General features: G+C 65.3%; 13 protein-coding genes and 1 pseudogene. 3 read left to right on the top strand and 11 right to left on the bottom strand.

Annotated features, from left to right (window positions below):
* Positions 1–295 precede the first annotated feature (295 nt).
* Complete coding sequence (locus AB0F18_RS10350; RefSeq protein WP_362057329.1) at positions 296–961, bottom strand: helix-turn-helix transcriptional regulator; 666 nt, start codon at positions 959–961, stop codon at positions 296–298.
* A 33-nt stretch (positions 962–994) separates the two neighbouring features.
* Positions 995–1,171, bottom strand: a pseudogene (locus AB0F18_RS10355) (helix-turn-helix transcriptional regulator); the annotation flags it as partial.
* Positions 1,172–1,410: 239 nt separating this feature from the next.
* On the opposite strand from AB0F18_RS10355, the gene AB0F18_RS10360 reads away from it, so the two are divergent.
* Positions 1,411–1,929, top strand: a complete 519-nt coding sequence (locus AB0F18_RS10360; protein ID WP_362057145.1) for a hypothetical protein — start codon at positions 1,411–1,413, stop codon at positions 1,927–1,929.
* A gap of 332 nt (positions 1,930–2,261) precedes the next feature.
* Here the strand turns inward: AB0F18_RS10360 and AB0F18_RS10365 are convergent, their stop codons facing one another.
* Together AB0F18_RS10365 and AB0F18_RS10370 are read right to left on the bottom strand one after the other, a co-directional pair.
* Entirely contained in the window at positions 2,262–2,756 is a 495-nt protein-coding gene (locus tag AB0F18_RS10365; protein ID WP_362057148.1) for a LysM domain-containing protein, read from the bottom strand.
* Between the two features lie 150 nt (positions 2,757–2,906).
* Positions 2,907–3,215 carry a hypothetical protein gene (locus AB0F18_RS10370; protein WP_362057151.1) on the bottom strand — a complete coding sequence of 103 codons (309 nt, stop codon included), beginning with the start codon at positions 3,213–3,215 and terminating at the stop codon, positions 2,907–2,909.
* A gap of 509 nt (positions 3,216–3,724) precedes the next feature.
* Here AB0F18_RS10370 and AB0F18_RS10375 point away from each other — a divergent pair.
* Together AB0F18_RS10375 and AB0F18_RS10380 are read left to right on the top strand one after the other, a co-directional pair.
* The gene (locus AB0F18_RS10375) at positions 3,725–4,132 is read left to right on the top strand and encodes a hypothetical protein (RefSeq protein ID WP_362057154.1); all 408 of its coding nucleotides are present in this window, start codon (positions 3,725–3,727) and stop codon (positions 4,130–4,132) included.
* A complete protein-coding gene (locus tag AB0F18_RS10380) occupies positions 4,092–4,637 on the top strand; it encodes a hypothetical protein (RefSeq protein ID WP_362057157.1) in 546 nt (181 codons plus the stop codon). The genes AB0F18_RS10375 and AB0F18_RS10380 overlap by 41 nt, the downstream gene beginning before the upstream one ends.
* Positions 4,638–4,809: 172 nt before the next feature.
* Here the strand turns inward: AB0F18_RS10380 and AB0F18_RS10385 are convergent, their stop codons facing one another.
* The 7 genes from AB0F18_RS10385 to AB0F18_RS10415 form a co-directional block, all read right to left on the bottom strand.
* Positions 4,810–5,193, bottom strand: coding sequence for an HU family DNA-binding protein (locus tag AB0F18_RS10385; protein WP_362057160.1), 384 nt, complete (start codon positions 5,191–5,193; stop codon positions 4,810–4,812).
* A 131-nt stretch (positions 5,194–5,324) separates the two neighbouring features.
* Positions 5,325–5,690, bottom strand: a complete 366-nt coding sequence (locus AB0F18_RS10390; RefSeq protein WP_362057163.1) for a hypothetical protein — start codon at positions 5,688–5,690, stop codon at positions 5,325–5,327.
* 41 nt (positions 5,691–5,731) lie between these two features.
* Positions 5,732–7,471: a hypothetical protein gene (locus AB0F18_RS10395; RefSeq protein ID WP_362057165.1), complete on the bottom strand. Its 1,740-nt coding sequence runs from the start codon at positions 7,469–7,471 to the stop codon at positions 5,732–5,734.
* Between the two features lies 1 nt (position 7,472).
* Positions 7,473–13,028, bottom strand: coding sequence for a hypothetical protein (locus AB0F18_RS10400; RefSeq protein WP_362057171.1), 5,556 nt, complete (start codon positions 13,026–13,028; stop codon positions 7,473–7,475).
* A 166-nt stretch (positions 13,029–13,194) separates the two neighbouring features.
* Entirely contained in the window at positions 13,195–17,241 is a 4,047-nt protein-coding gene (locus tag AB0F18_RS10405; protein WP_362057174.1) for a type IV secretory system conjugative DNA transfer family protein, read from the bottom strand.
* A gap of 136 nt (positions 17,242–17,377) precedes the next feature.
* Positions 17,378–19,435, bottom strand: coding sequence for a hypothetical protein (locus AB0F18_RS10410; protein WP_362057177.1), 2,058 nt, complete (start codon positions 19,433–19,435; stop codon positions 17,378–17,380).
* Positions 19,436–19,576: 141 nt separating this feature from the next.
* A complete protein-coding gene (locus tag AB0F18_RS10415; RefSeq protein ID WP_362057180.1) occupies positions 19,577–21,331 on the bottom strand; it encodes an AAA family ATPase in 1,755 nt (584 codons plus the stop codon).
* Between the last annotated feature and the right edge of the window lie 135 nt (positions 21,332–21,466).

Below are 21,466 nucleotides of genomic sequence, written 5' to 3' on the forward strand. Positions count from 1 at the left end.
GGGGCGTGGCCCCCCCGGGGGGCGCGGGCCCCAACGGCCGGGGATCTGCGTTGTGCGCTGCGGCTCGGGACCCTGGTCGTACGCGTCAGGACTGCGGGACCACATCCGGTACACGGAAGGTGCCGTTATGCCCCCGGACGAAGCCCGGCCGTCGGTTACCTCGACACGCCGCATGGGGCGTGCCCCGAGCTGCAGCTCAGACGCGAAGGGCGTCAGGCTGAGGGCGGCAAGCGGCCGGCTCTGCCATGGCCGGGGGCGGACGGTTCGGCGGCGCTGTCAAGGCGTGGCGCCGGCGTCACTGCTCGCTCTGCTCACCCGGCAGCTTGTTCTTCAGCTCTCCGACGACTTCGTTGATCTTGGCCATCATGCCGGCCGACAGCCCCGCCTGGTTGCCGCGGGCGGCGAGGCCGAGGATCTGGCCTTGGTGAATCGACCCGAGGAAGCGGATGGCTTCGAGGAATTCACCGGCCGCAGGGCTCAACTCGGCGTCGTCCTGGAAGAGGGCGATGTCGACCTGGAGAGCATGAGCCAGGCCGGCACGTACTGCGTCCGAGACAGTCGTCGGGGCGCCCGAACGGAGCGTGGCGATGTCATCGGCAGTCAAGTGCGTCGTGCCGCTGTGCTCGTTGACGGCCTGCGCGATCTGCTCGTTGGACGGAGGCGTCTGGCCTGCGTACCCGTGCTCCAGCAGATAGTTGATCTTCTCGCCGACCGTACGAGGTGCAGACGGACGAGCTTCCCTCAGCGGCCGCACCCTGCGGAGCCCGAACGAGACATCCTGCGCGGCCAGCAGCTCTTCTGTCGTCACCCCGTAGGCGTGCGAGAGAGGTCCCACGTAGGCGTCCTGGAGCCGACGCCTGCCGGACTCCGCGTTGCTCAGCGGCACGCGACTGGCGTTGATGGCCTCGGAGGCCTGCGCCACGCTGAGGCCGGCGTCGCAGCGGAGCAACTGCAGGTCCACGGCGCCGTCGTAGGGGAAGAGGGCGTCAAGGTCCTGACCAAGTGCCGACGCGATCCCCGGGAGTTTCTCCCCCTTGGGGAACTCCTCGCCGCTTTCCCATCGCGCCACGGTGGGGCCGCGGACGCCTACTCTCGCGCCCAACTCCTTCTGGCTGAGCTCCTTGCCCCGTCTGACAGCTCGCACTCGGCTGCCGTCGAATTGACGTGGCACATGAACTCCTGCGACTTGGCGGTCTAGACCTCGGGTGGCGATGAGAGAACCCTAACGGAAACCGGCTTGATCGATCCATGCATCTACCGTACGTTTCTGTATCGCGCTTGACGGTGGGGCTCTGCTCGCGCGTCGATCTTATGCCCCGATTAGTCCATCGCTCAACTACCCGCCCTGTTCAAGGCGGGTCCACCGGACCAGGTCATGCAACGGCCTAGGAACCTGGAAGGATCCCACCGATGATCCAGTCTCACTCAGAGTTGTCCAACTCTGGCGAGTTCAAAGGTTTCAACGAAGCCCGGCGCATCATGTGGTGCTATGAGGCTCGTGCCCGCGTGTGCGAGCGGTTCGAGGAGACGAGCTTCATCGGTGATGCCAACGTTGCAGCGGTCCACGTCGACAACACCACCAGGGCAGACCGCGTGTTCCTCGTGGCATTCGACGAGGCCGGCCGGCAGGTCGGCGTTGACACGCTCTACGTCGACGGGCCGAATCAACACCTCGACATCGCTTCCGAGTTCGACCACGACTTCACTGGGATGGACGTCGTGCCGGACTCGCAGCTTGACCAGGCCATCTCTCGCGAGAACGGCTGGGTCGTCAACCTGAAGGTACTGCGCGAGTACGAGCCCTCGGTCGATCGTCGGGCCACGCAGCGTGCGGTGTTCTTGGTGCATCTGCAGGACATGATGAAGAACGGCGAGGTCCGCGGATTCCTGTTCGGCCAAGGTGAGTCCGATGAGGCTGATGCGGCGTGAGGGGCCACGATCTTGTACGTCAGACGACCCCGCCGGCCAGGCTGCCGGCGGGGTCGCCTGATCTCTGACGCTGTTACGGCGCTGCATTCTCGCAACGAGGGGGGATCGGCACAGCTGATCCGGGTGTCGAACCCAGGTCGAGTGCGGGCATGCCGTGGACCGGCTCACGCCGGTCCCGGGTGACGCCTGGCGGTGAGCCCCGCGAGGTCACGCAGTTCATCTTCGACACAGTCGCCTTCCAGGAGTGGAACCCGTGATGCCGCCCTGACGGCCTCGTGGCGTCAGGGCGTCGATTCAGGCTCGGTACGTGACGGTGTTGCCCTGTCGCGTCGTCACGCCCGTGGGATGAGCCGCGAGGCCCACGCGTGGATGAGATCCGAATTCTGGATCTTGTTCGCCTCGACCAGAATGTCGACCGGAACCCCCGTCCTCCTTGAGATCTCGGCGAGCGTATCGCCTGGCACGATGGTGCGCGGCTTCGTCTTCGGCGCGGGCTCGGCGGGTGCGCCCGATCCGTTGGGCTCGTCCTCGCCCTCGCCCTCGTCCTCGCCCTCGTCCTCGCTGCCGCGACCGGGCTTCGAAGTCGGACTCGCCCCGCTCTCGTCCTGCTTCCCCGTGCCGGCCTCGCTCGGCTGCTGGGCGCTGCTGCCTCCGGCGTTCTGTTCGTCGGGGTTGCCCGGTGCCTCGGCCGGGGCGTGATTGCCATGCAGTGCCTGGGTGAAGCCGCCGTCGGAAGTCGCGAGCTGCGTCAGGCCCCAGCCGGCGAGGAGCGCCGCTCCGCCCGCCATGAGGCCGGCCGCGATGAGCGGCCCGTTGCCGAAGCCCATCGGGCCGGCGTGACTCCGGGCAGTTGCTCTCGTCTGTGCCGTCGGCTTCGACGCCGTCCCCTCTGGCCTCTGAACCGTAGCCGCCATCCCTGCCCCAACTCCTCTATGAATAGCATGCAGAGTCATCCGCGTCTGACATTGGCATTCTACTCATAGTCTAATCCAAGTCGATGAAATAAGGGATTGAATGGTAGTTGAAACCATGCCCGAGAGATCGCCAATGGATCCCCGAACCATCGACCGCCAGGCCGAACGAGGGAATCGCACCACCATGGCCAACTGCTCCGGTCTGCCGGCCATGTCACCGAGGGCAAGAACGTCTTCATCCGCAGGAAGCCCGGCTTGGCCGTACTCGCCCGCCTCGTCGAGGGCGCGGAACTCGTCACGAGCGACCGGCGCAAGACGACGAACGGCATGAACCCCGTCGGCGAGCCGCACAGCACCGCGACGATCACTCACGCCGAGGTCCAGTTCGCGATCCGAACATCTTCTGCTCTGGCCGATCTGAGCAGGATGACCGCGGGTTCAGCGTCCGAACTGCGACCTGGGGCCGGCTGGGTCAACCCCGGGGGAGTGGGCTATCGATGCTCTGCTCCTGATGCGCAGACGGGGAGACATCCGCCCCGACCACGCCGTCAAGCACGAGCTGTTCGACGCCCACATTCGTGACGCCTTACGACGTCCTCTTGGCCCTGGACGGCCGTGACCGAGTGGTGGCCCTGTGGTGCTCGCTCGGCATTGTCTGCATGCAGGTCGACGAGGGGAACTCCTGGAGTCGTGACTGTCCATCAATCAGAGCCCGTGCTCCAGCCCGCACCGTGCAGGACTGGAGCACGGGCTCCTCCTCCTCTTGCCTGGCCCGCCTCTCGGAGATGGAGTGAGCCATCATTCGACGTCCATGTCGACTCGGCGATGACCCTCGTATGCGAGTCGACAACAAGTCAATCTAGACTGACTATACTGAAGGTATGACTCGCAACGACAATGCTCACGGCGGCAGCAGTCCCGGCGCCGAGCTCCCGAAGTTCTCTGTCAATGTCGTCCCGACAGACCAGCTCAGGCACGAGGAACTCGCCACGGTCCTGAACCTCTATCGCCGCGGCCAGATCACGCCGCTGATCTTCGGAGACGGCAACAAGCCCGAGGCCGCGATCATCCCCTTTGCCGCGTTCGTGCGCCTCATGAAGTACGACCACGCGGCCCACGTCCACGCTGAGGCTGATTTCCAGGCCGAGCTCTCCCATCGCATCCAGGAGTCCGACGCCTCCGGCGAGGCGGCCATGACCATCGAAGAGCTGGCCGAGAGCCTCGGCCCGCTCGGTCAGCAGTGGGCGGATGACCATCGTGCTGCCCAGCAGAAGAAGCGTCATGAGTGAGCGTCGGCCTGTCATCCGCATCCTGCCGACCGCCGGTCTCAAGCAGGACCTCCAGACTCTCCACGACGCTGCGCTGAAGAAACCTCAAGGACCAGAGGGCCGGCTCCTGCGCGTGGCTCTCAACCAGCTGGGCCGGATCCAGCAAGGCGCGCCGGGCACGCACCCGCTGGGGTACATGCCCAGTTATCCCGATCTTTCCGATTGTGAGACCACGTACGTCGGCGCAGATCCGAATGCAAAGCCCTCGCACCGGATCGTCTGGCGGGAGCGCGCGCCCCAGCGCCCGGGCGAGCCCGTTATCCGCGAGATCATCGCCCTGGGTGAACGCGCGAACGGGCAGGCCTACTACATGGCCGGCCAGCGTCTGGGCCGCCCTGTGGGCTTCACTCTCGCCGAGCTGGCCGCGCAGCGCGAGCCGATTGCGAGTCCCTCGCGACCCAGACAGCGCTTGACCGGCAGTTTCGACACGCCATCCATGAACGAGCCTGACCACCAGTTCGAGTGACCTGTACCTGGCCGTGGCCGGCGTGCTCATCGTCCCGGTCAGCGCGCTCGTGCTGATCTTCGTCAGCGCCGACGGCTGAGCCTCGAGGCCGAACTCGTCTCATCCATAAAGAAAATCGCCGTGATGCCTGTAGGCGTCACGGCGATTTTCTTTTCTGCCGGCTCCTCGCTGTCTACGACGCGGGCCGCAGCTCACGACCCTCAATGACGTTTTCGAACTTGTCGGCATCCCCGATCGTCCCGTAGGTCTCCGGTGGGGCGTCGTCCTCATTGCCCCCCAGTCGGCGGTTGAAGCTGCTCGATGCGGAGAACTTGAGAACCACGTAGTCATCGACGTCGCTCTTGCCGAAGCGCACCTTGTGACCCTTGTGGTCCTGCCGGTAGAAGCGGCCGAAGCTCGTGAGTACGACCGCCTCTCCGCAGCTGACCGCTCCAGTGAGTTCACCAAGCAACGACTCGTATACCTTGTTCACCACCCGGATGGGCAACTTGCTGCGAGTCGCGACCCGCGAGATGAACTCACGCTTATTGACACGCGGTGTCCTCGTCGTTTCCATGTCTACACCCTGCCCTATGGCCGATCAATGCACGGTTCCACTTGGAAACCAGTCTATCGGAGATGGTCATGAGTGGAGAAGGGGAGTTGGGCCTATCAAGTGCAGTCGCCATGCTTATCGTTGCTCTTTGACTAGATTTCCAGATCTGGCTCGATGCCCTCCAGGTCGTCCTTGGGCTCATAGGCGACCGACTCGATGATGTTCCGCGTGTTCGGATCGCGGCGCTGGTTCACGACCTTGTCGTGAGACTCCTCGAACCGCTGCTGCGCCGCCACGCGGTGGGCCGCATCGAGCTTCGCGCCGATGTTGCGCTCTCCGAACTCCATCATCGAACTCAGTGCCGACATCGCGCCCTGCCGGATCGCGTTGACGTTCGACTTGTTCTGCGCCCGCTGCTGCTCCCATCGGCTCCGATCCTCCGGTGTGACGTAGCCGAACATCCGGGCGAAGCGCGATCCGAACCTGACCTGCTGTCCCTCGTTCTGTTCCTGCTTCATGCCCCCTCCTCCTGCTCCTCGTTCGTGTTCTCGGATCGCGCTCAGGTGCGCTGGAAGTCCTCGGAGTCGGCCTCGGCGTTCGGGCCGTCGTTCTGCGCGCCGGCCTCCTGCTCGGCCGACGGACCCGTGGGGCGCGACCGCGGCTTGAGTCGCTGCTCCTCGAAGAAGGCCCGGGGGTCGTCGACCGCCGTCTGCAGTGTTTGCTGCCAGTTCTCTCCGAGGCTCCGCTTCAGCTGAGCCTCGAGATCCGGGTACTTCTCGTTCACTGCCTCCATCGCGTCGACGTAGGCGTTGGAGTAGACCCGCTGCTGCTCCTCGGGTGGCAGACCGTCGATGTCCATGCTCGCGATCATCACCTCGGACTGGTCCAGGCGGTGCTGGAGCATGTCGGGCAGCCCGCTGGTGTCCAGACCCTGTTTCTGCGCCGCGAAGCCGACCAGGTAGCCGAGCATGTTGCCCCCGTAGGCCTCTTGGTCGCCGCGGCCCAGCGCGTTGAGAAGCGAGGTCTTCATCGTCTCGGCGAGCTGAACCTGGTGGGCGTCCGCGTCCATGGGTCGGCGCAGTGTGAACATCCCGTCCTCGGGCAGACGCCGGCCCAACTGGTCGTCGAACTCCCCGCTCCAAACCGTGTGGACCCGGTCGGAGCCCGCGATCTGCTCCTCGTGTGCGGGGGCCTTGACGATCCGTCCGTGGGCCACGCCGTTGAACATCGTGCGCAGCTCGGGCTCGTACTCCATCCGCTCGCCGATGATCTTTCGGGCGCGCTGGACGACCTCCCGGCGTTCCAGGCCGTCTTCGCTCATCTGCTCGTACAGCCGCTTGCGCAGCGCCCGGTAGCCATCGCGGATCAGGCCGACGTCCGCGCCCGGCTCACGCAGCTTCCAGAAGGCGTTCTCCATGAGCGCGACCTCGGTCATGGCTGCCGAGTCCGGAGTGAACATCTCCCGGTGGCCGCGCTCACGATGCTGCATCGCGTCGAAGCGCTTGCGCCACTTCTTCGACAGGTGGTCACGCGGATCCGTGCTGCCGATCAGGCGCTCGCGCCGGGCGTCGCTCGGCAGGTCCTTGAAGATCCTCTGGCGGTGCGTGATGCCGCTCTCGGCAAAGGCCACCATGCCACGGGTCCTGGTGTCGATGCGCTCCTGGATCTTGTACTTGAGGGGTTGTAGGTAGCTGTCCATCTCCTTCTTGAAATCCGGGGCGAGCATCCGCATCGTCATCACCATGCCGACGGCCTGGATGATCGAGTTGGCATTCACTCCGCGCGAGAGCGGCTTGAGACACGCCTGCATCATCATCTGCATGTAGACGTGGTGCATGACGCCGAGATCCTGCGTCCGCTCCTCGTCGGTAAAGCCGGGCACCAACAGCTTCGAGTCCCGCAGCGAGGCCATGTACTTCTCGCAGGCCAGCCGCGTCTCCGCCCTGAGTTTGAGTAGCTGCTCGCGCTGATCCAGGCCCTCGCTCTCGTCCTCGGCCCGGTCGACGTCGATCCCGTGCACGCGGTCACGGTCGGCCATCCGCTTCCGGGTCTTCTCACCGAAGAACTCGCGGGCACGGTCCCGGAGCCGCTCACGCCAGGCGCGCGCACCGTCTGCGTCCTGCGGCCCCGGATCGTCGATCACCTCGGCGTCGATCGGCTCTTCCGAGCGCGAGTCCCAGTAGGCATAGGTGTTGCCCCGCGGCTCACCGGTCTGAAGCCGATCGTCGCCAACCGGAAGCACCTTGATCGCGCGCCGTCGGCCCGCGGGTCCTGTTCCCAGTTCCTTGTGCTGTGCCATCTCAGTACCCCATCCCGTAGTCGCCGTCGTTGACTTCGGGCTGATCGATCTCGATGCTCGGCGTGTAGACCGGGCGCCTCGCGCCCACGCCCACGGCATGCGCGGAGCGGCGATGCGAGCCGCGGGTGCGGGACGCCGCCGCGTCTGGAGAGATCACGTCGCTCTTGACCACCGAGTCATCGACAGCGATCACGGCGTGGTCCAGGCTGTGCCTCTCGGTGGAGCCCAGCTGATCGAGCTGCCACGACATCTGCACCCGAGCCTTCAGAGCCGCCGAGGACGCGAACTGCTCGTTCTTCTCGCCGTCGTAGACGCTCTCACGGTTCTTGGCCGCCTCGACCAGATCGGCGAACGCGCCGCCGTAGGCCATCCGGTCCATCACGGTTCCCCGCAGCGACACATCTTCTTCCAAGTTGCGGATGAGCCCGGTCGCCGGGTCCTCCAGTGCACTGGCCACACGGGCCACATACTCCGGATTGACCGTGACTCCGAAGCCCTCCTTGGACTCGTAGAACTCGATGAACTGCTTCTCCCACTCCTCGGCCGTAGCCTGGACGGGCTCACCGTCCATGAATGCCGTGTGCCACTGGCCCGGGCCGACACGTTCGATGCTGCGGCCCCTCCAGAGATCGCGGCCGGGGCCCTGGAGCATCGCGTACTTGTGCCGGGCCTCGGCAGCGTCGTGCTTCGCCTGCAGGATCGACTGGGTCACCGGGTAGGTGACCTCCAGGACGGCCTTGAGGTCCGCGCCGCGCAGCGCGCGCACGGCGCGCTGGCTGAACGAGCCACCCAAGCCGGTGCCGTGGGACTTGATCGCCGTGGCGAACATCGAGGCTTCCTGGTCGGATTGGGTGATGCCGGGCGTGCCCTGTGCATCGCCCAGGTTCCGGGCGTAGTCGTTGAGCTTCTTCTCGTTCCCCTTGGCTCCGGTCTTGACACAGACCTCGCGCACGCTCTGCAGGTGTGCCTCGCGATCCGAGAACGTCAGTGCCGCACCGAACTCGCCACGCTGCGCCTGGCGGTACAGCCCGCTCAGCTCCTCCGTCACGATCTGCTGGGCGAGCTTGATGTCCTCCGGCGAATCCGAACCCGTGATCGCCCGCAGCCGGAGCCGGTTCGCCTCGCTCCGCGAACTCTCCAACTCATCAGCCATTCCCGCGTTCTTGGAAAACGCGACCTGGGTGTCCAGCGACACCTGCATGGCCAGCGGGTGTGAACCATCGCCCTTGACCACTCCGGTGTCCAACAGGTTGGCCGGCACCGAGAGCTTCGCCAGGGCCTCAGCCTTGGCTGCCTCGCTGTGCAGCTTCACCACGGCGACGGCATCACCGTCGAAATCGCCGTCAAAGCAAGCGTCCATGACCGGGTTGATCGCCGCGCCGGTGAGCCGGTCGTCGATCGCGACCCGCATGTAGCGCACACCGGCATCACGGAGCACCGGGTCACGCCACACCAGCGCGTGGTCGCCCTCGGCAAGCCCCAACTTCGCAGCCTTGACCGAGCTGAGCGCGATTTGGTCGACGTCCAGCCGTGGGTCTGCGGTCCACACCATCGTCGCCGAGTCGGTGAGCCGTGAGGACATCAGCCCGGTCTTGAAGATGTTGCTCTTGCCTGTCAGCACTCGGTTCTGGACGTCGGTCGTGATCGCTTCGAAGGCGCGCTGAGCGCGCGAGACCGATTCGCTCATGCCGCGACGTACATCGGCGCGCTTCTCGGCGGACAGACCCTGGCCGTCCAGCTGCTCGGCCATGTAGCGGTAGCGGCAGGCCTCCACGAAGACGTCCTGGTAGCTGCGGGTGTAGTCGTGCGTGACGGAGGACCCATCCTCGAACTCCTGACCACTGCGCAGATGCGAGGACATCACCGGCAGCTTCCACGAGCTCGCGCTCACCGTCTCGGTCTGCTCACCAGTCGGATACGTGAGCGGGAACGGGATCTCCATGTCGCCGCCGCGGTCGCCGATGAGGTCGCCGAAGGACTTGCGCATCGCCGTGGTATTCAGTCCCGGGAGCTGGCCCGCCTTGCGCGGCTGCGTGCGCAGCAAGTCGGGCATCGGGATGAACCGACGCTCGGTACGCTCGTCGAGGCCCTCGGCCTGGCCGATCACGCGCAGCGTGCCGTCAGCGTCCATGTCCATGCCGGTGACCAGCAGGTACTCGCGCAGGCTCGACTCGGCCCCGCTGTTGTGGCCGTAGAACTCGCGCATGATCGCCGGGCAGTCCTGGGACTGCAGCGCCCAGGCCAGCTGAGCGGAGGCCTTACGGCCCTTGCCGGCACGCACCTGCTCGTCGTCGTAGATCTTCGTCTTCTCGTCGACGGCCATATGGGTGACCACGAAGCGCATCTCGCCCAGGGCACTCGGCCGCAGTTCTCCGTTGGGCGAGCGCAGATCGGAGACGTTCCCGCTCATCAGCTCGCGCGCCGAGCCCGCGTTGCGCCGGGAGATGAGGCTGAACGGACTCATCACCACGTCCAGACCCGGGTTGGCCCGGAACCAGTTGACCTCTTCGACAACGGCCTGCTGCTGCGCGTCGTGCAGAGGCATGTCCCGGTCGACGATCAGCGAGATCACGCCCTTGTTGCCGTGCAGATCCGAGATCTTGTCGCCCACGACGAGATCGCGCTCCCGACCGCCGGCCCCGCGGATGCGGTGGCGCCCGGCGAATTCCTTAGACACCACGATCGGGTCATCAGCCGTCCAGCCGCCGAAGGTCATCAGCGCCGTCTTCGCCGGCGCGGTGACCTCAGAGGACTGCATGATCGTCGAGGCCGTCATCTGCTGACGGTCGAACGGGTCGTACCGCAGCGTCTCGAGCTCGGGGAGAGCCATGAGCGGCGCACGCTGTCCGGCCACGCTCTCGTCGCCCGGCACGATCCGACCATCGGTGTCGACCTGGGCCTGAGTGGTCAGGTACCGCACGATGCCCTGGTTGGTCGAGCCTCCGGTCATCACCGGGTCGAAGTAGCCGCTGGGCGCAGCCACGTTGTTCCGGTCCTTGCCGGTGAGCACCGCCATGTTCCGCCCGCCGGTGAGCTGCCAGGCGTCGAAGCGGTTGTCATCAGCCGGGTCGGTTCGGTCGCGCTGGGCCCTGTACTCGGCGTAGACGGTCGAGCCGGCCTTGATCTCGTTGGAGTAGCGCACACGGCGCGCTTCGGTCTGCAGGATCGCTGCCGTCCACTCCTCCAGGTGTGCCTTGATCTCGCCGGTGGACTCGTCCCGCTGGTACGTGGTGGCGCGCTCGATGTAGTCGATCGGGTGCTTGGTGCCGTAAAGCTGTGAGTAGACCGTGTTGAGCGAGGAGGGCTCGCCGGTCTCGCTCCGCCCGGCGATGACGTCACCGGCGATCTGGTACTGGATGCGCTCGTGCATGAGCTGCTCGTAGCCGCGCAGGCGCGTGCGCTCCTCGACCGAGGTCGGAGCCTCGCCCGGAGTCTGGGCCGTGATCGTGGCCTCGTAGCCGGGCACGATCAGGGCGTTCTGCCCGCTGGCGAAGGCGGTGGTGATCTCGCCGTACTCGCCGACATCGAAGACCTGGCCGATCTCACCCGAGATCGGAGTTCCCTTGCCGTCACGGCGAAGCTTCTCGCCACTCCAGCGAATGACGCCGTGATCGTCGACCAGGATCTCGGAGACCGTCGCCGCGTTGCGCTCAATGCTCTCACGCACGGTGACCCCGATACGCCGCATGAACGCGGACTCGTGATCGGCGATCGGCACGGAACGCTCGGCGTTGAAGCGGACGAGCCGGTCCTTGAACCGGGTCGTCTGGAAGGTCGAGCCCATTATCTCGTCAGGGGAGATCCCGCAACGACGAAGCGCTGAGGCGAGGTTGTCGAGGTTCGACCACTGCCCCGTGGGGCTGGTCATGTACCGCGCCACCCGCTCCGGGTTGAAGCGCTGATCGACCCACTCGCCGTCGACGTCGTGGGGCTCCGCCTCCCAGGTCCCGATGAGTTCGAAGGGAACGTCCTCAGCGTGCTGCCGGACCTTGTCCACGGCGGTGCCGCCGTAGACGAGGTTGCCCATCTCGGGCGCCTCCTCGGCCTGCAGCTCGCCGATCCCCTCCAGCCGTTCCTGGTACATCTCTTCGGTCGCACCCGGGCGCAGCAGTTCGCCGTGCGCGCCTGTGAGGACGTCCCAGTACGAGCGCTGGATCGCAGCGACCTCGGAGTCAGCCGAGTACTCCGGCGGTTCGATCGCATCCAGCTGTCCGCCGGTTCGCTCCAGCTCCGTCTCGGCACGAGCAATGAGATCCTCGACGCCGAGGGCTGCCCGCAGGTTCTCCCGAGCGCTCTCGACGGCGGTCTTCGCATAGGCCTCGGCCGACTCGGTGTCGAGGAAGAAGGCCGGCAGTGAGCGGTTCTTCGCGTCCCGGCGCAGCATCACCTTCGAGCCGGGCCGAGGGCCGGACTCACCGGGGGCCACGTAGTCGCCGACCACGAACATCGACTCACGGTCACGGTCAACGTGGTAGCTGTCGGGCACGTCCACCATCATGCGGCCACGGCCGGGCTCCTGGTGTGTCGCGCCGGTCTCGCCGGCGGCGTGCCCCGGAAGATCCGTACGCTCGACGCGGTGTCCCTGGGCGAAGCGCAGTAGTTGGACGGCCTCCGCCGGCGAGGGAGAGTAGACCGCCATGCCGCCGGGAACCCGGTGGTTCGTCGAGTAGCGCAGCACGGTGCCGTTGTCGTATATCCGAGCTCCGGCGTACTCCTCCTGGCGTGTGTCGATGAGGCGGATCTCCATGCCGGTCCCAGCGATCTTCGCCTTGATCTGACCTGGCTCGCGGTCGCGCATCACCGCGTAGGACACGCCCTGGGCCTTCAGCTCTTCGAGCAGTGCTGCCGAGCGCGCCACGGCGCGCCGGGACATGAAGCGGTTGCCGTCGACGCGGTTCGTCTGCGGGTTCCGGCCGCCGTCGATGACCCACTCGCGCACCTGCTCGTACTCCTGCCGGCTCATCTTGTCCATGAGCGCGGTGAGTCCCGCGGCGTCGTCGTTCGTCATCGCGCGGCCTGCCTCGAACGGCCGGCCATTGTCGTCGACCCGCCAGAGCACCATGTTTCCGCGCCGCGGATCGGCCAGGGTCTCCACCTCGCCGCCGGCCACGCGTCCGATCGTCTCGTCCGGCAGGTACAGCAGCGCGGTTCCGGCGCGCTTCACGGTCGCGCGTTCGGACCAGTCGGGGTCATAGGGGCTGATCGGCAGCCGGGCCGACTGCGAGTCGACCTGGGCACCGACACCGGTGACGCGGGTGAACTCCCGCTGCAGCTGCTGATAGCGCTCGTTCTGCGGGGAATGATCACCGAACTGCGGCTCGTAGTCGGACACCTTCTCCCCGAACGCCTGGTCGATCGCGGAGAGGCAGTCCGCGATGCCCAGCCGGGGGTCGGCCAGTGCGGTGCCCCGCCGGCCGAGGATCTCGTCGACTCGGGCGCGGATCGCCTTGGCCTGGGAGATCGGAACGACCTGTCCGGCCTGCACCCGGGCCTGCTCGACTGCCTTGTAGTAGACGTACTCGTAGAAGTACTTCCGCAGTCCGCGTGCCTTCTTCATAGTCAATCAGCTTCCTGTGGATGCTCCGGGTTGCATAGAGCCTACATCGCCTATCGAAAGAGAGTTGGAGGCTATTTGAAAGGTCAGTGCCGAGGCTGTCTCTCTTGGGTGAGAGATGGCCTCGGCACTGGTTGCCGATCCTTGTCCGACCCCAAGCGGCCGTCAGCTACTTCGAGTTCATCTCGATGGCCATCGCCCTGTCGAACCGGCCGTCGGCCAGCACCTCCCAGCTCGGCAGCGAGGCCAGGTACTGGTAGAAGGCCGAGTAGACCTTCACCGTCGCCAGTGACTTCAGGTCCTCCTCGGTGACGTCCTCCTCCGCGAACACCCGCGAGTCCTCGTCCTTCACGTGGCCGTTGATCCGGCGGGCGGCCTTGGCGTACGCGTCCGAGCGGATCTGGCTGATGTAGGTCTGAGACCCATCGGCGCTGCGCAGTTCGCCGTCGCCGCCGACCGAGAAGTGCTCGCGATCCTGTTCCAACTCGGTCTGCGCGGACTTGTAAGCCTCAGCGATCTCGATGTCCAGGCTTTTGACCTTCGCCGAGCCGTCGGGGTTGACCAGCATCTCCTTGCTGATCGTCCCCTCCGCGTAGAGCAGACGCTGCCGCTCGACGCTGACCGCCTGACTCTCGGCGACTGCGACACCGACCTCGACGTTCTCAATGAACTGGTCCTCGTCGAACATGCTCATCCCCTCGTACTCGTCGGGGTCGACGACCACCGGAGCGTTGGGGTCCTGGCCCTTGTCGACCGTGGTCATCGTCGTGATGACCTCCATGACCTCGTCGGCGTAGACATCCGGGTCCAGGCGCTCGACGTCGACCTCCCGGTAGCCGTAGATCTCCTTGTACTGCGCCTTCGCGTCCGCGGCCTTGACCGCCTGCCGCATGCGCTTCTCCAGCATCTTCACGAAGTCCGGCTGATTCATCCGCACGTCGAAGTCCATGGCACTGGACAGCGTCGGGATCGTCTGCAGTGAGTACGTGTGCCCCGGGTGCTTGATCGTGTTCCCCAGTAGCCGGACCGACATCGGCAGGATCGTCTGGTTGCGGTTCCAGATCGGCGCATCGCCGGCCCGGAAGACGATTGAGTTGCGCGGCGAGAGGAAGGCCATGTCGTTGTAGCTGATCAGCGGCTCTTCCTTGGTGCTCATCGTGTAGGAGACCCGGCCCTCGGTCTTGCCGCCGATGACCTTGTCGAGATCCTGGCTGATCTGCTTGCTGTCCCTGTACGACCGGTGAGTCTTGCCGCTCATCTTCTCCAGCGTCTCGATCATCGAGTCGTCCGTGGATTTCAAGAAGACGATGTTCGAGGTGTTGCCCTGCACGATCTTGTCGACGCTCTCGCCGTAGACGTCGCGCAGTTGCTGCAGGGTCTGCAGGATGAGCGTGAACTGCTGCTCCTGGCCCAGGCCGATGGAGAGCATCGTCGCGAAGCCGTCGATGCCCTTGCCCTCCGACTGCAGGTTGCCGAGCTCGTCGAGCATGAACCGCGTGCGGTAGAGCGGCTTCTGGTTTGACTTCGTCATGTACGACTGGTCGGCGCTCACGTCGAACAGCTGCTTGACCAAGATCAGGATCAGTTTCGCGTACTTCATCAGGTGAGGCGGAGTCACCAGGAACAGCGCCTTCGGGGACTCCGAGTAGCGAGACAGTTTCTGCGTGATCGCCCGTGCCTGATACGAGACCTTCTCCGGGTTGCCGCCGCCGGAGAAGTCGAGTCGCGTGTCCGGGTAGAGCGTGTCCCCGGCCTGGAAGGACAGGATCTTCCCGTCCCGAGTGCCACCCTCACGCACCGGCTTCAGCTCGCGCATCACGCCGTTCTTCACGATCTTCTTGCCCGTCACCGGCTCGACCACGTAATGCCGGCCATTGAGCGAGACCTGATGGGTCTTCGTGAAGCTGAAGTAGAAGGTGCGCAGCAGCATCCTCGTCTGTGGGTTGACCAGCTCCAGCTTGAGCCAGGCTTCGTCGCCAGGGAACTTGCCCTTGAAGTTGTACCGGGCCCAACCTTCGCGGCCGACGATCTCCTCGTGCTCGAAGTCCTCGCCGAGGTTCTTGGTGAACATCGGGTCCGCGTAGGCCGACCACACGGCCTGCTGACCGACGAGGTGGTCGCGCTTGACGTAGGTCGGCGCGAAGCGCACGCCGAGGCGACGCGGGAAGCTCAGGCCGGCCAGGTCGGTGTTCTGCGACGGCTTGCCCGAGGTCAGCGTCGAGATCGTGGGGTCGGTGAAGAACGACATGGCGGTGATCGCGATGCCGTACACCGAGGCGAGCATCTTCTCTGCGCCGGCCATCGAGCGCAGCGCGTTGTGGGCGTTGCCCACCATCGTGCGCATGTTGTTGCGGGGCAGCGCTTCGCTCGCGTTGAAGTACAGGCTGAGCATGTCCTGATCGGCCTTGCCTTCCCACATGAAGGCCCGGGCCGCAGCCTTCTCCTGCTCCTCGGCCAGGGCGTCCGCGTCGTTCTCGAACTCGCCGGCCTTGACCCGCTTTTCCAGTTCGGCCTCAGGGTTCTTGATCTTCTTCGAGCTCATCTGCACGAAGAGCTGGTAGCAGTTGTAGAGCGTGACCTTGCCCCAGAGGTCATCGAGCTTCTGCTCGAGCAGCGCCGGGTCCATGTTCAGCACGGCTGCGGCGCTGCGCAGCTCCCGTTCCTCTTCCAGGTAGAAGTCGATGAGTCCGTAGGCCGCGCGCTTGAAGGCGTTGTTGGCGGCATTGGGCCAGACCGGGTCCTCGCCGCCGTCGAGCGGAAAGAAGATCCCGGCGATGTTCTCCACATACAGTGCGCACTTGGTGAAGTTGCCTTCACGCGCTGCGTCGGCCGCCAGCCCCAGGGGGTTGTAGATGTCGGTCTTCATGGAGTTGATCAGGTTGAACTGCACCGGTTCGAACCCCCGTGTGACCAGGGGCACGTAGTTCTTCACCAGCAGCTCGCCCTTGGGGTCGTTGATGACCATGTTCGAGGGCTTCTTCTCTCGCGACCACATGTCGATGACCGGCTCGATGTACGTCTGGCCCTTACCGGCTCGGGTGATGGCCAGCACCATGGTGTTCACCGGCGCGGTATCGACTACGTACGCCCCGGCAGGGCGCTGGACCTCGTACTCCGGGAACGTCCAGTCCTCCTTGATCAGGGCAGCGACGGTCTTGTACGTGTCCGATCCGAAGCCGAGTTTGTCCCGGTTCTTGCCGTCAGGGTTGTACGGGATGCGTGTGGCGTCGTACTTCTGCCGCAGGGTCTTGTCATCGGGGAGGCCGGAAGCCTCGAACAGCTCGTCGCCGAAGACTTCGTCGATGATCGGCAGGGTCTGCGTCAGCGGACTGCCTTCGTCGTCGTCCATGACCTCGCCGGCGTAATAGACGAGGTTCCCCTCCTCATCGGTGACGTCCTCCTTGGCGCGCTGGGCGACCTCGACGGTGCCCAGACCCTTCTGCCTGAGCATCATGTGGCTGAGCATCGAGCTGACCTGCACGCTCGAGTGAGCACCGGCGTCAGGGAACCAGTCGTAGTTCTGCTGGATCTCTTCCGGCAGAGCGATGTGCTGGTCGTTCTGGTACTGGTTGATGTCGCTCGTGGTGTTCATCAGGTTCGCCGCGGCGACCCGCCGCGAGAACCACGTGCCGATGATGAGGGCCACCATCAGACCCGAGCCGAGCGTGATGAAAAGTTTGAACCCCGAGACGTCGGCCAGTTGCTCTCCGACCGTCGTCGCGCTCTTCTTGGGCTCAGCCGGCCTGCCGGCGCCGAGCTTGCCGTCCTTCGCCGCGGTGTACCAGGCGGGGACCGGAACAGCCTCAGCGCTGGGGTAACACTTCGCCCTCACGTCCGGGTTGCCGTCCTTGGTCAGGGGCCGGTAACACTTCACGACCGAGCCGCCCGCACCCGTCACGGTGTCCTGAACGTAGTACGCCGTCGGCTTGCCGCTGCCGCGGCCGGACACACCCGAGCCCACGGACACGCCCACCGAGAGCACCGCCGCGGCGATGAGCGAGTAGAAGACCCAGGCAACGACCGTCACCAGCACTCCGGTAATCACCGCGACGACGATGCCCGGTCTGGTCGACCTCAGGGTCAGGAACTTGCTGCGGTCCAACTGCTGGTTGTCGTAGACGTCTCGGTTCGTCAGCGTCTCGCCGGGCGTCCGCGCCGAGATCTTCTCCCAGCTGCTCGCCTTCGGCCGTGCCGCCTTCCGCCTGTTCGTGGCCATCGTGAATCCTTACTCTCGAGCCTCGCTCATTTCGCTGTCCCGCTGTCCAGTGCGCCCGGCTGCGCAGACGACGACGGCGCATGGGGAACGCGCCCCATGCGCCGTCAGATCACCCCGTCGGTCATGACCGGATCGCTCAACGGATCAAGACCACCCCGACGATGAAGCCGGCCACACCCATCAGGAGCGAGAGCGTGACGATCATGACGACGAGGATCTTGTTCGAGCGGCTCTGCATCTCGGAAGCCCGCGCCAGCTCGTTGGCGTAGGCCTCCTTGTCGGCCTGCATCTCCGTCAGGCGTGCTTCGTACCGCCTGGCCACTGAATCCTCGACCGTCGACAGCTGCTTGAGCAGGTCGGTGACCCGCGTCACCTGGAAGTTGGTCTTCTCCTTCTCCAGGTTGAGGTTGTGCTGCCACTCGGCGTCCCGAGTCGTCATCTGCGTGATGGCGTCCTTGCGGTTGCGTTCGAGCTCGTCCTCCATTCGGCGGATCCGGTCGGCGTGCTCAGAGCGCACCGATTCCAGGAGGTCCTGCTGTTCCCGGCGCAGGATGCCGATCTCGTCCGTGGTCCGCTGGTGCTCGGCCAGCGCCTCGGACTGGGCGATGTCGGCCTTGCGGTTGTCGTCGACGATTCGCTGGATCTCGGACTTCCACTGGCTCAGGCGCTCTTCCTCGGCCGCCAGGTACTCCGACTGCCGCTCGGCCAGCACCTCGAATATCCGCGTCTGCCCGGTCTGCATCTTCAGCGTTGCGTCGGACCGCCGGACCCGCAGGATTTCCTGCTGGTTGTGCGCGTGGGTATCCTCGATGTCCCGCTCGATCTGGGCGACGGAGTCAATCTGCTCGCGCTCCATCCGCGAGCGGTTGCGCTCCTTGTACTGCAGCTCCGCCGAAAGCGCCGCCTGCTGGGCCACCTTGGTGGCCTGCGCCTCATAGTCCTTGGCGATCTCCGCCCGGCGGGCTCGGACCTTTTCCTCCCTCTCCGTCTGCCGCTGCTGGTGCTCAGCCTCAGCCGCGTCCTTCAACAGCTTGTACCGGGAGCCCTCGCGGTCGGTGGCCACCGCACGGATGACCTGCTCGGTGTGCGCCGACATGAGGTTGACGTAGAGCGCGCGCAGCTCGACCTCGTGCGCGGAACGGAGCTGCATCAAGTCTGCGTTGGCCTGCCGGTTGAGCTGGGCGACCTGGTCCCCGAGCCACTCGGTCGCTCCCTCGGGCACGGCGATCTGTACGACCGGTGCGCCGATGGTGAAGGTCGCGTTGAACTCGTCAAGCCGGACGTCCAAGTCCAGCTCCTCGGAGAGGAACCGGCGGGCGATGACGTCGCGTACCTGGGCCTGATCCGCCAACAGCACGGCGTCGCCGGCCTCCTGGTGGTCGCCTTCGATGCCGTAGCCGGCGTCGGTCTCGTCGAAGCCCTCGTAGTCGGTCACCTCGTCGCCGTCGTAGTCCGGCTCTGACTCGACCGAAGCGGTGCCCACGTCGTCCCCGTCGAACACGGGTGCGTCCACCCCTTCATCGTCGTCGACGACGTCGCTGAAACGCGGCTCGTCGTCCAGGCCCTCGTCAGCCGCCTCGTCACCGGGGATCTCATCGAAGATCGCATCCCCCTCGTCCTCATCGAGGACCGCCGGGGAGGGGTCGGCGGTCCCCGCCTCGGCGACCAGGCCGCTGTGTTCTTCCCACGCCTTCTTACCCACGGCTTCTTCGAGGGTCGTGATACCTGCAGCGACGAACCGCGCCTCTGCGAAGGTCGCATCGTTCACCAGATCGACGAGCAGATCGCCGCCGGGCTTCTGCCACACGACGGCCCAGGCGTAGGTGGCACCGGTGAGCAGCGAGTACTCCTCCATGCGCGCGAGGGTCTCGTCGGTGGGGATGATGCCGAAGACTTCCTCTTCGAGCATCTCTGCCGTGGCCACCGTGCGGATCTGGTCGGAGCTGATGAGCTCGATGATCGAGCCCTTCGCCTCGTCCCGGCCGTGCCGCGTACTCAGGCCGCCGATCTCCTCGGCAGCAAGCACGAGCATCACCCAGGCCGTGCCGCTGGGAAAGACGAACGGAGTGTTCGACCGCAGCAACTCGACCGCTGCCGGGATCGCCGTCTCTCTCACCACGGAGGCCAGAAGCTCGTTGGGCTTCTTCTTCCGTTCCTTCTTCTGGCGGACCGCCGCCGCTCCCAGAATGCCCATTGATGCCGATCCCCTCGCCCAAAGAACACAGTCCGCCTGGTTTACGAGCATCCTATCGTCGCCTTGTCAGAGTAAGCAACTATAGGATGTCGAACGGCTATCGACTCGTTAGTCGACTAGGCCCCGCCGGCCTTGGCCGACTCATCGCACCGCACTGACCTCGATGTAGGCATCGGAACTCAGCAGGTTCTTGTCGTCGCTGACCAAGTCGCCGACGACGTCGATGCGGATCCGTCGCTCTGAGGGGTGCTCGTTGAGGAAGGTCGCCACCGCGGTGGTGACCTCGTCGGTCAGCCTCGCCACGGCCGCACGCGCGCCGCCGGCATCGGAGTCGGTGTCACCCTTGTCCTCGATGAGGTACTGCAGCACCCTCGCATCGACGTCGACCCGCACGTTGTGCTTGATGAACACCTCCTGCACCATCTGCCGCAGCTTCTTCCGCACGATCTTCTGCTGCGTCGGCAGCGACAGCGGCTGGAAGGGTACGATCGCGTCGATGCGGCCCAGTAGCTCGGGCGGGAACCGGTTGTCGCCTGACGTCGAGGAGATGGAGCGGCGGATCAGCTTCTCGTACTCCATCAGCTGTTTGCCCGAGCCGGTGTCGTCGGCGGCGTACTGCGAGATGCTCTTGTAGATCTCCGTGCCGGCGTTCGTCGTCAGAACGATGTACGTGTTGAGGAAGCTCACTTCGCGGTTGTTGTCGTCGTTGAGCCGGCCGTCGTCGAGCACCTGTAGTAGCACGCGCGTGACCATCGCCGAGGCCTTCTCGACCTCGTCGAAAAGCAGCACGGCGTGGGAGAGGTCCCACACCCGCTTGGTGAGTTCGGAGCGGAAGGCCGCGAATGACGAGTCCTCGGCGTACTCCGTCATGTCGAAACGGATCAGGTGCCGCTGGTCATCACCGAACAGCAGCTTCGCCAGCTGCTTGGTGAGTTCGGTCTTGCCGACACCAGTGGAGCCCGTGAACAGCAGGCTCGCCATTGGCTTTCCCTTGTCGTTGAGGTCCGCCACCGCCAGCTGTAGGCGACGTGCCACCGCGCCGGTCGCCCATTCCTGGCTGAACACCTTCTCGTCCAGCTGCTTCTTGATCTTCGCGCCGTCGACCTTGAAGGCCACGTTGACGTTCAGGGTCTCCATGAGCACGTCCGAGAGCAGGTCCCGGTCCATCGGCCGGTGCGTCAGGCGAGACCAGCCGACCATGGAGTCGAGCACGAGGATCGACTTGCGCGGTTGAGCGCTGGCCGGCATGTAGCGCTGGGTGTACTCGTAGATCTGCCGGAAGATGTGGTCGTCGTAGAACTCGTCAGCCACCCCATATCGTTCGGCCATGCCCTGCAGGATCTTGATGGTCGTCGACTGGTCGGGCGGGTTCAGGTTGATGCGTTGCAGTCGCTCGACGAGTGGCTGGTTCGGCGAGATGTGCTTGTGGAACTCCTCGTAGGTTGTCGCCGCGATGATCCTGATGCCGCGGGTTCCCGATGCGGCGAGGACCGGCTTGATCGCCTCGACGGCGGCGTCGGAGAGCTGAGCGATCTGGTGGAACTCGTCGATGAAGAGGACCAGTTCGTGCTTCTCGTTTCTGACGAAGTCCTCGGCCTCGTCGAAGAAGCCCTTGAGGATCGCGGCCATGTTCTCGGCGGTGCCCGCCTCGGAGATCATGCGCGCTGGGTCCACTTCCAGGTAGAGGCGTTCCTTGTCCACCAGCATCGTGGCCTGGACCAGGGCCGTCTTGCCTGTGCCGGCCTCGGCCAACAGGAGCGCGTTGCACAGCTCGGGACGGCTCATCGAGGCCAGCAGCTGTGTCGTCTCATGCTCGCGGCCGACGATGTCGCGCTCGGCCTTCTTCAGTGGCTCCGAGAGTTTGGACAGGAGCCGGTAGCGCTCGTTGAGCTGCACCTCTTGAAACATGCCACCCAAGACCTCTCGACAGGGCTGACGATTCGACTGCAAAACCAGTCGAAATCTATCATGAGTCGTACTCAATAGGGCGCTCAATGGGGGGCTGGAAGGGTCCGTGATGGCATTCGGAGA

Origin of the sequence: Streptomyces sp. NPDC029216 (genome assembly GCF_040648015.1) — a bacterium.
Taxonomy (GTDB): domain Bacteria; phylum Actinomycetota; class Actinomycetes; order Streptomycetales; family Streptomycetaceae; genus Streptomyces.

Excerpts from the sequence above, each read along its gene's own strand:
- AB0F18_RS10360 (WP_362057145.1), top strand. The coding sequence starts at position 1,411 with ATGATCCAGTCTCACTCAGAGTTGTCCAACTCTGGCGAGTTCAAAGGT.
- AB0F18_RS10365 (WP_362057148.1), bottom strand. The coding sequence starts at position 2,756 with ATGGGCTTCGGCAACGGGCCGCTCATCGCGGCCGGCCTCATGGCGGGC.
- AB0F18_RS10375 (WP_362057154.1), top strand. The coding sequence starts at position 3,725 with ATGACTCGCAACGACAATGCTCACGGCGGCAGCAGTCCCGGCGCCGAG.
- AB0F18_RS10380 (WP_362057157.1), top strand. The coding sequence starts at position 4,092 with ATGACCATCGTGCTGCCCAGCAGAAGAAGCGTCATGAGTGAGCGTCGG.
- AB0F18_RS10385 (WP_362057160.1), bottom strand. The coding sequence starts at position 5,193 with ATGGAAACGACGAGGACACCGCGTGTCAATAAGCGTGAGTTCATCTCG.
- AB0F18_RS10390 (WP_362057163.1), bottom strand. The coding sequence starts at position 5,690 with ATGAAGCAGGAACAGAACGAGGGACAGCAGGTCAGGTTCGGATCGCGC.
- AB0F18_RS10395 (WP_362057165.1), bottom strand. The coding sequence starts at position 7,471 with ATGGCACAGCACAAGGAACTGGGAACAGGACCCGCGGGCCGACGGCGC.
- AB0F18_RS10400 (WP_362057171.1), bottom strand. The coding sequence starts at position 13,028 with ATGAAGAAGGCACGCGGACTGCGGAAGTACTTCTACGAGTACGTCTAC.
- AB0F18_RS10405 (WP_362057174.1), bottom strand. The coding sequence starts at position 17,241 with ATGGCCACGAACAGGCGGAAGGCGGCACGGCCGAAGGCGAGCAGCTGG.
- AB0F18_RS10410 (WP_362057177.1), bottom strand. The coding sequence starts at position 19,435 with ATGGGCATTCTGGGAGCGGCGGCGGTCCGCCAGAAGAAGGAACGGAAG.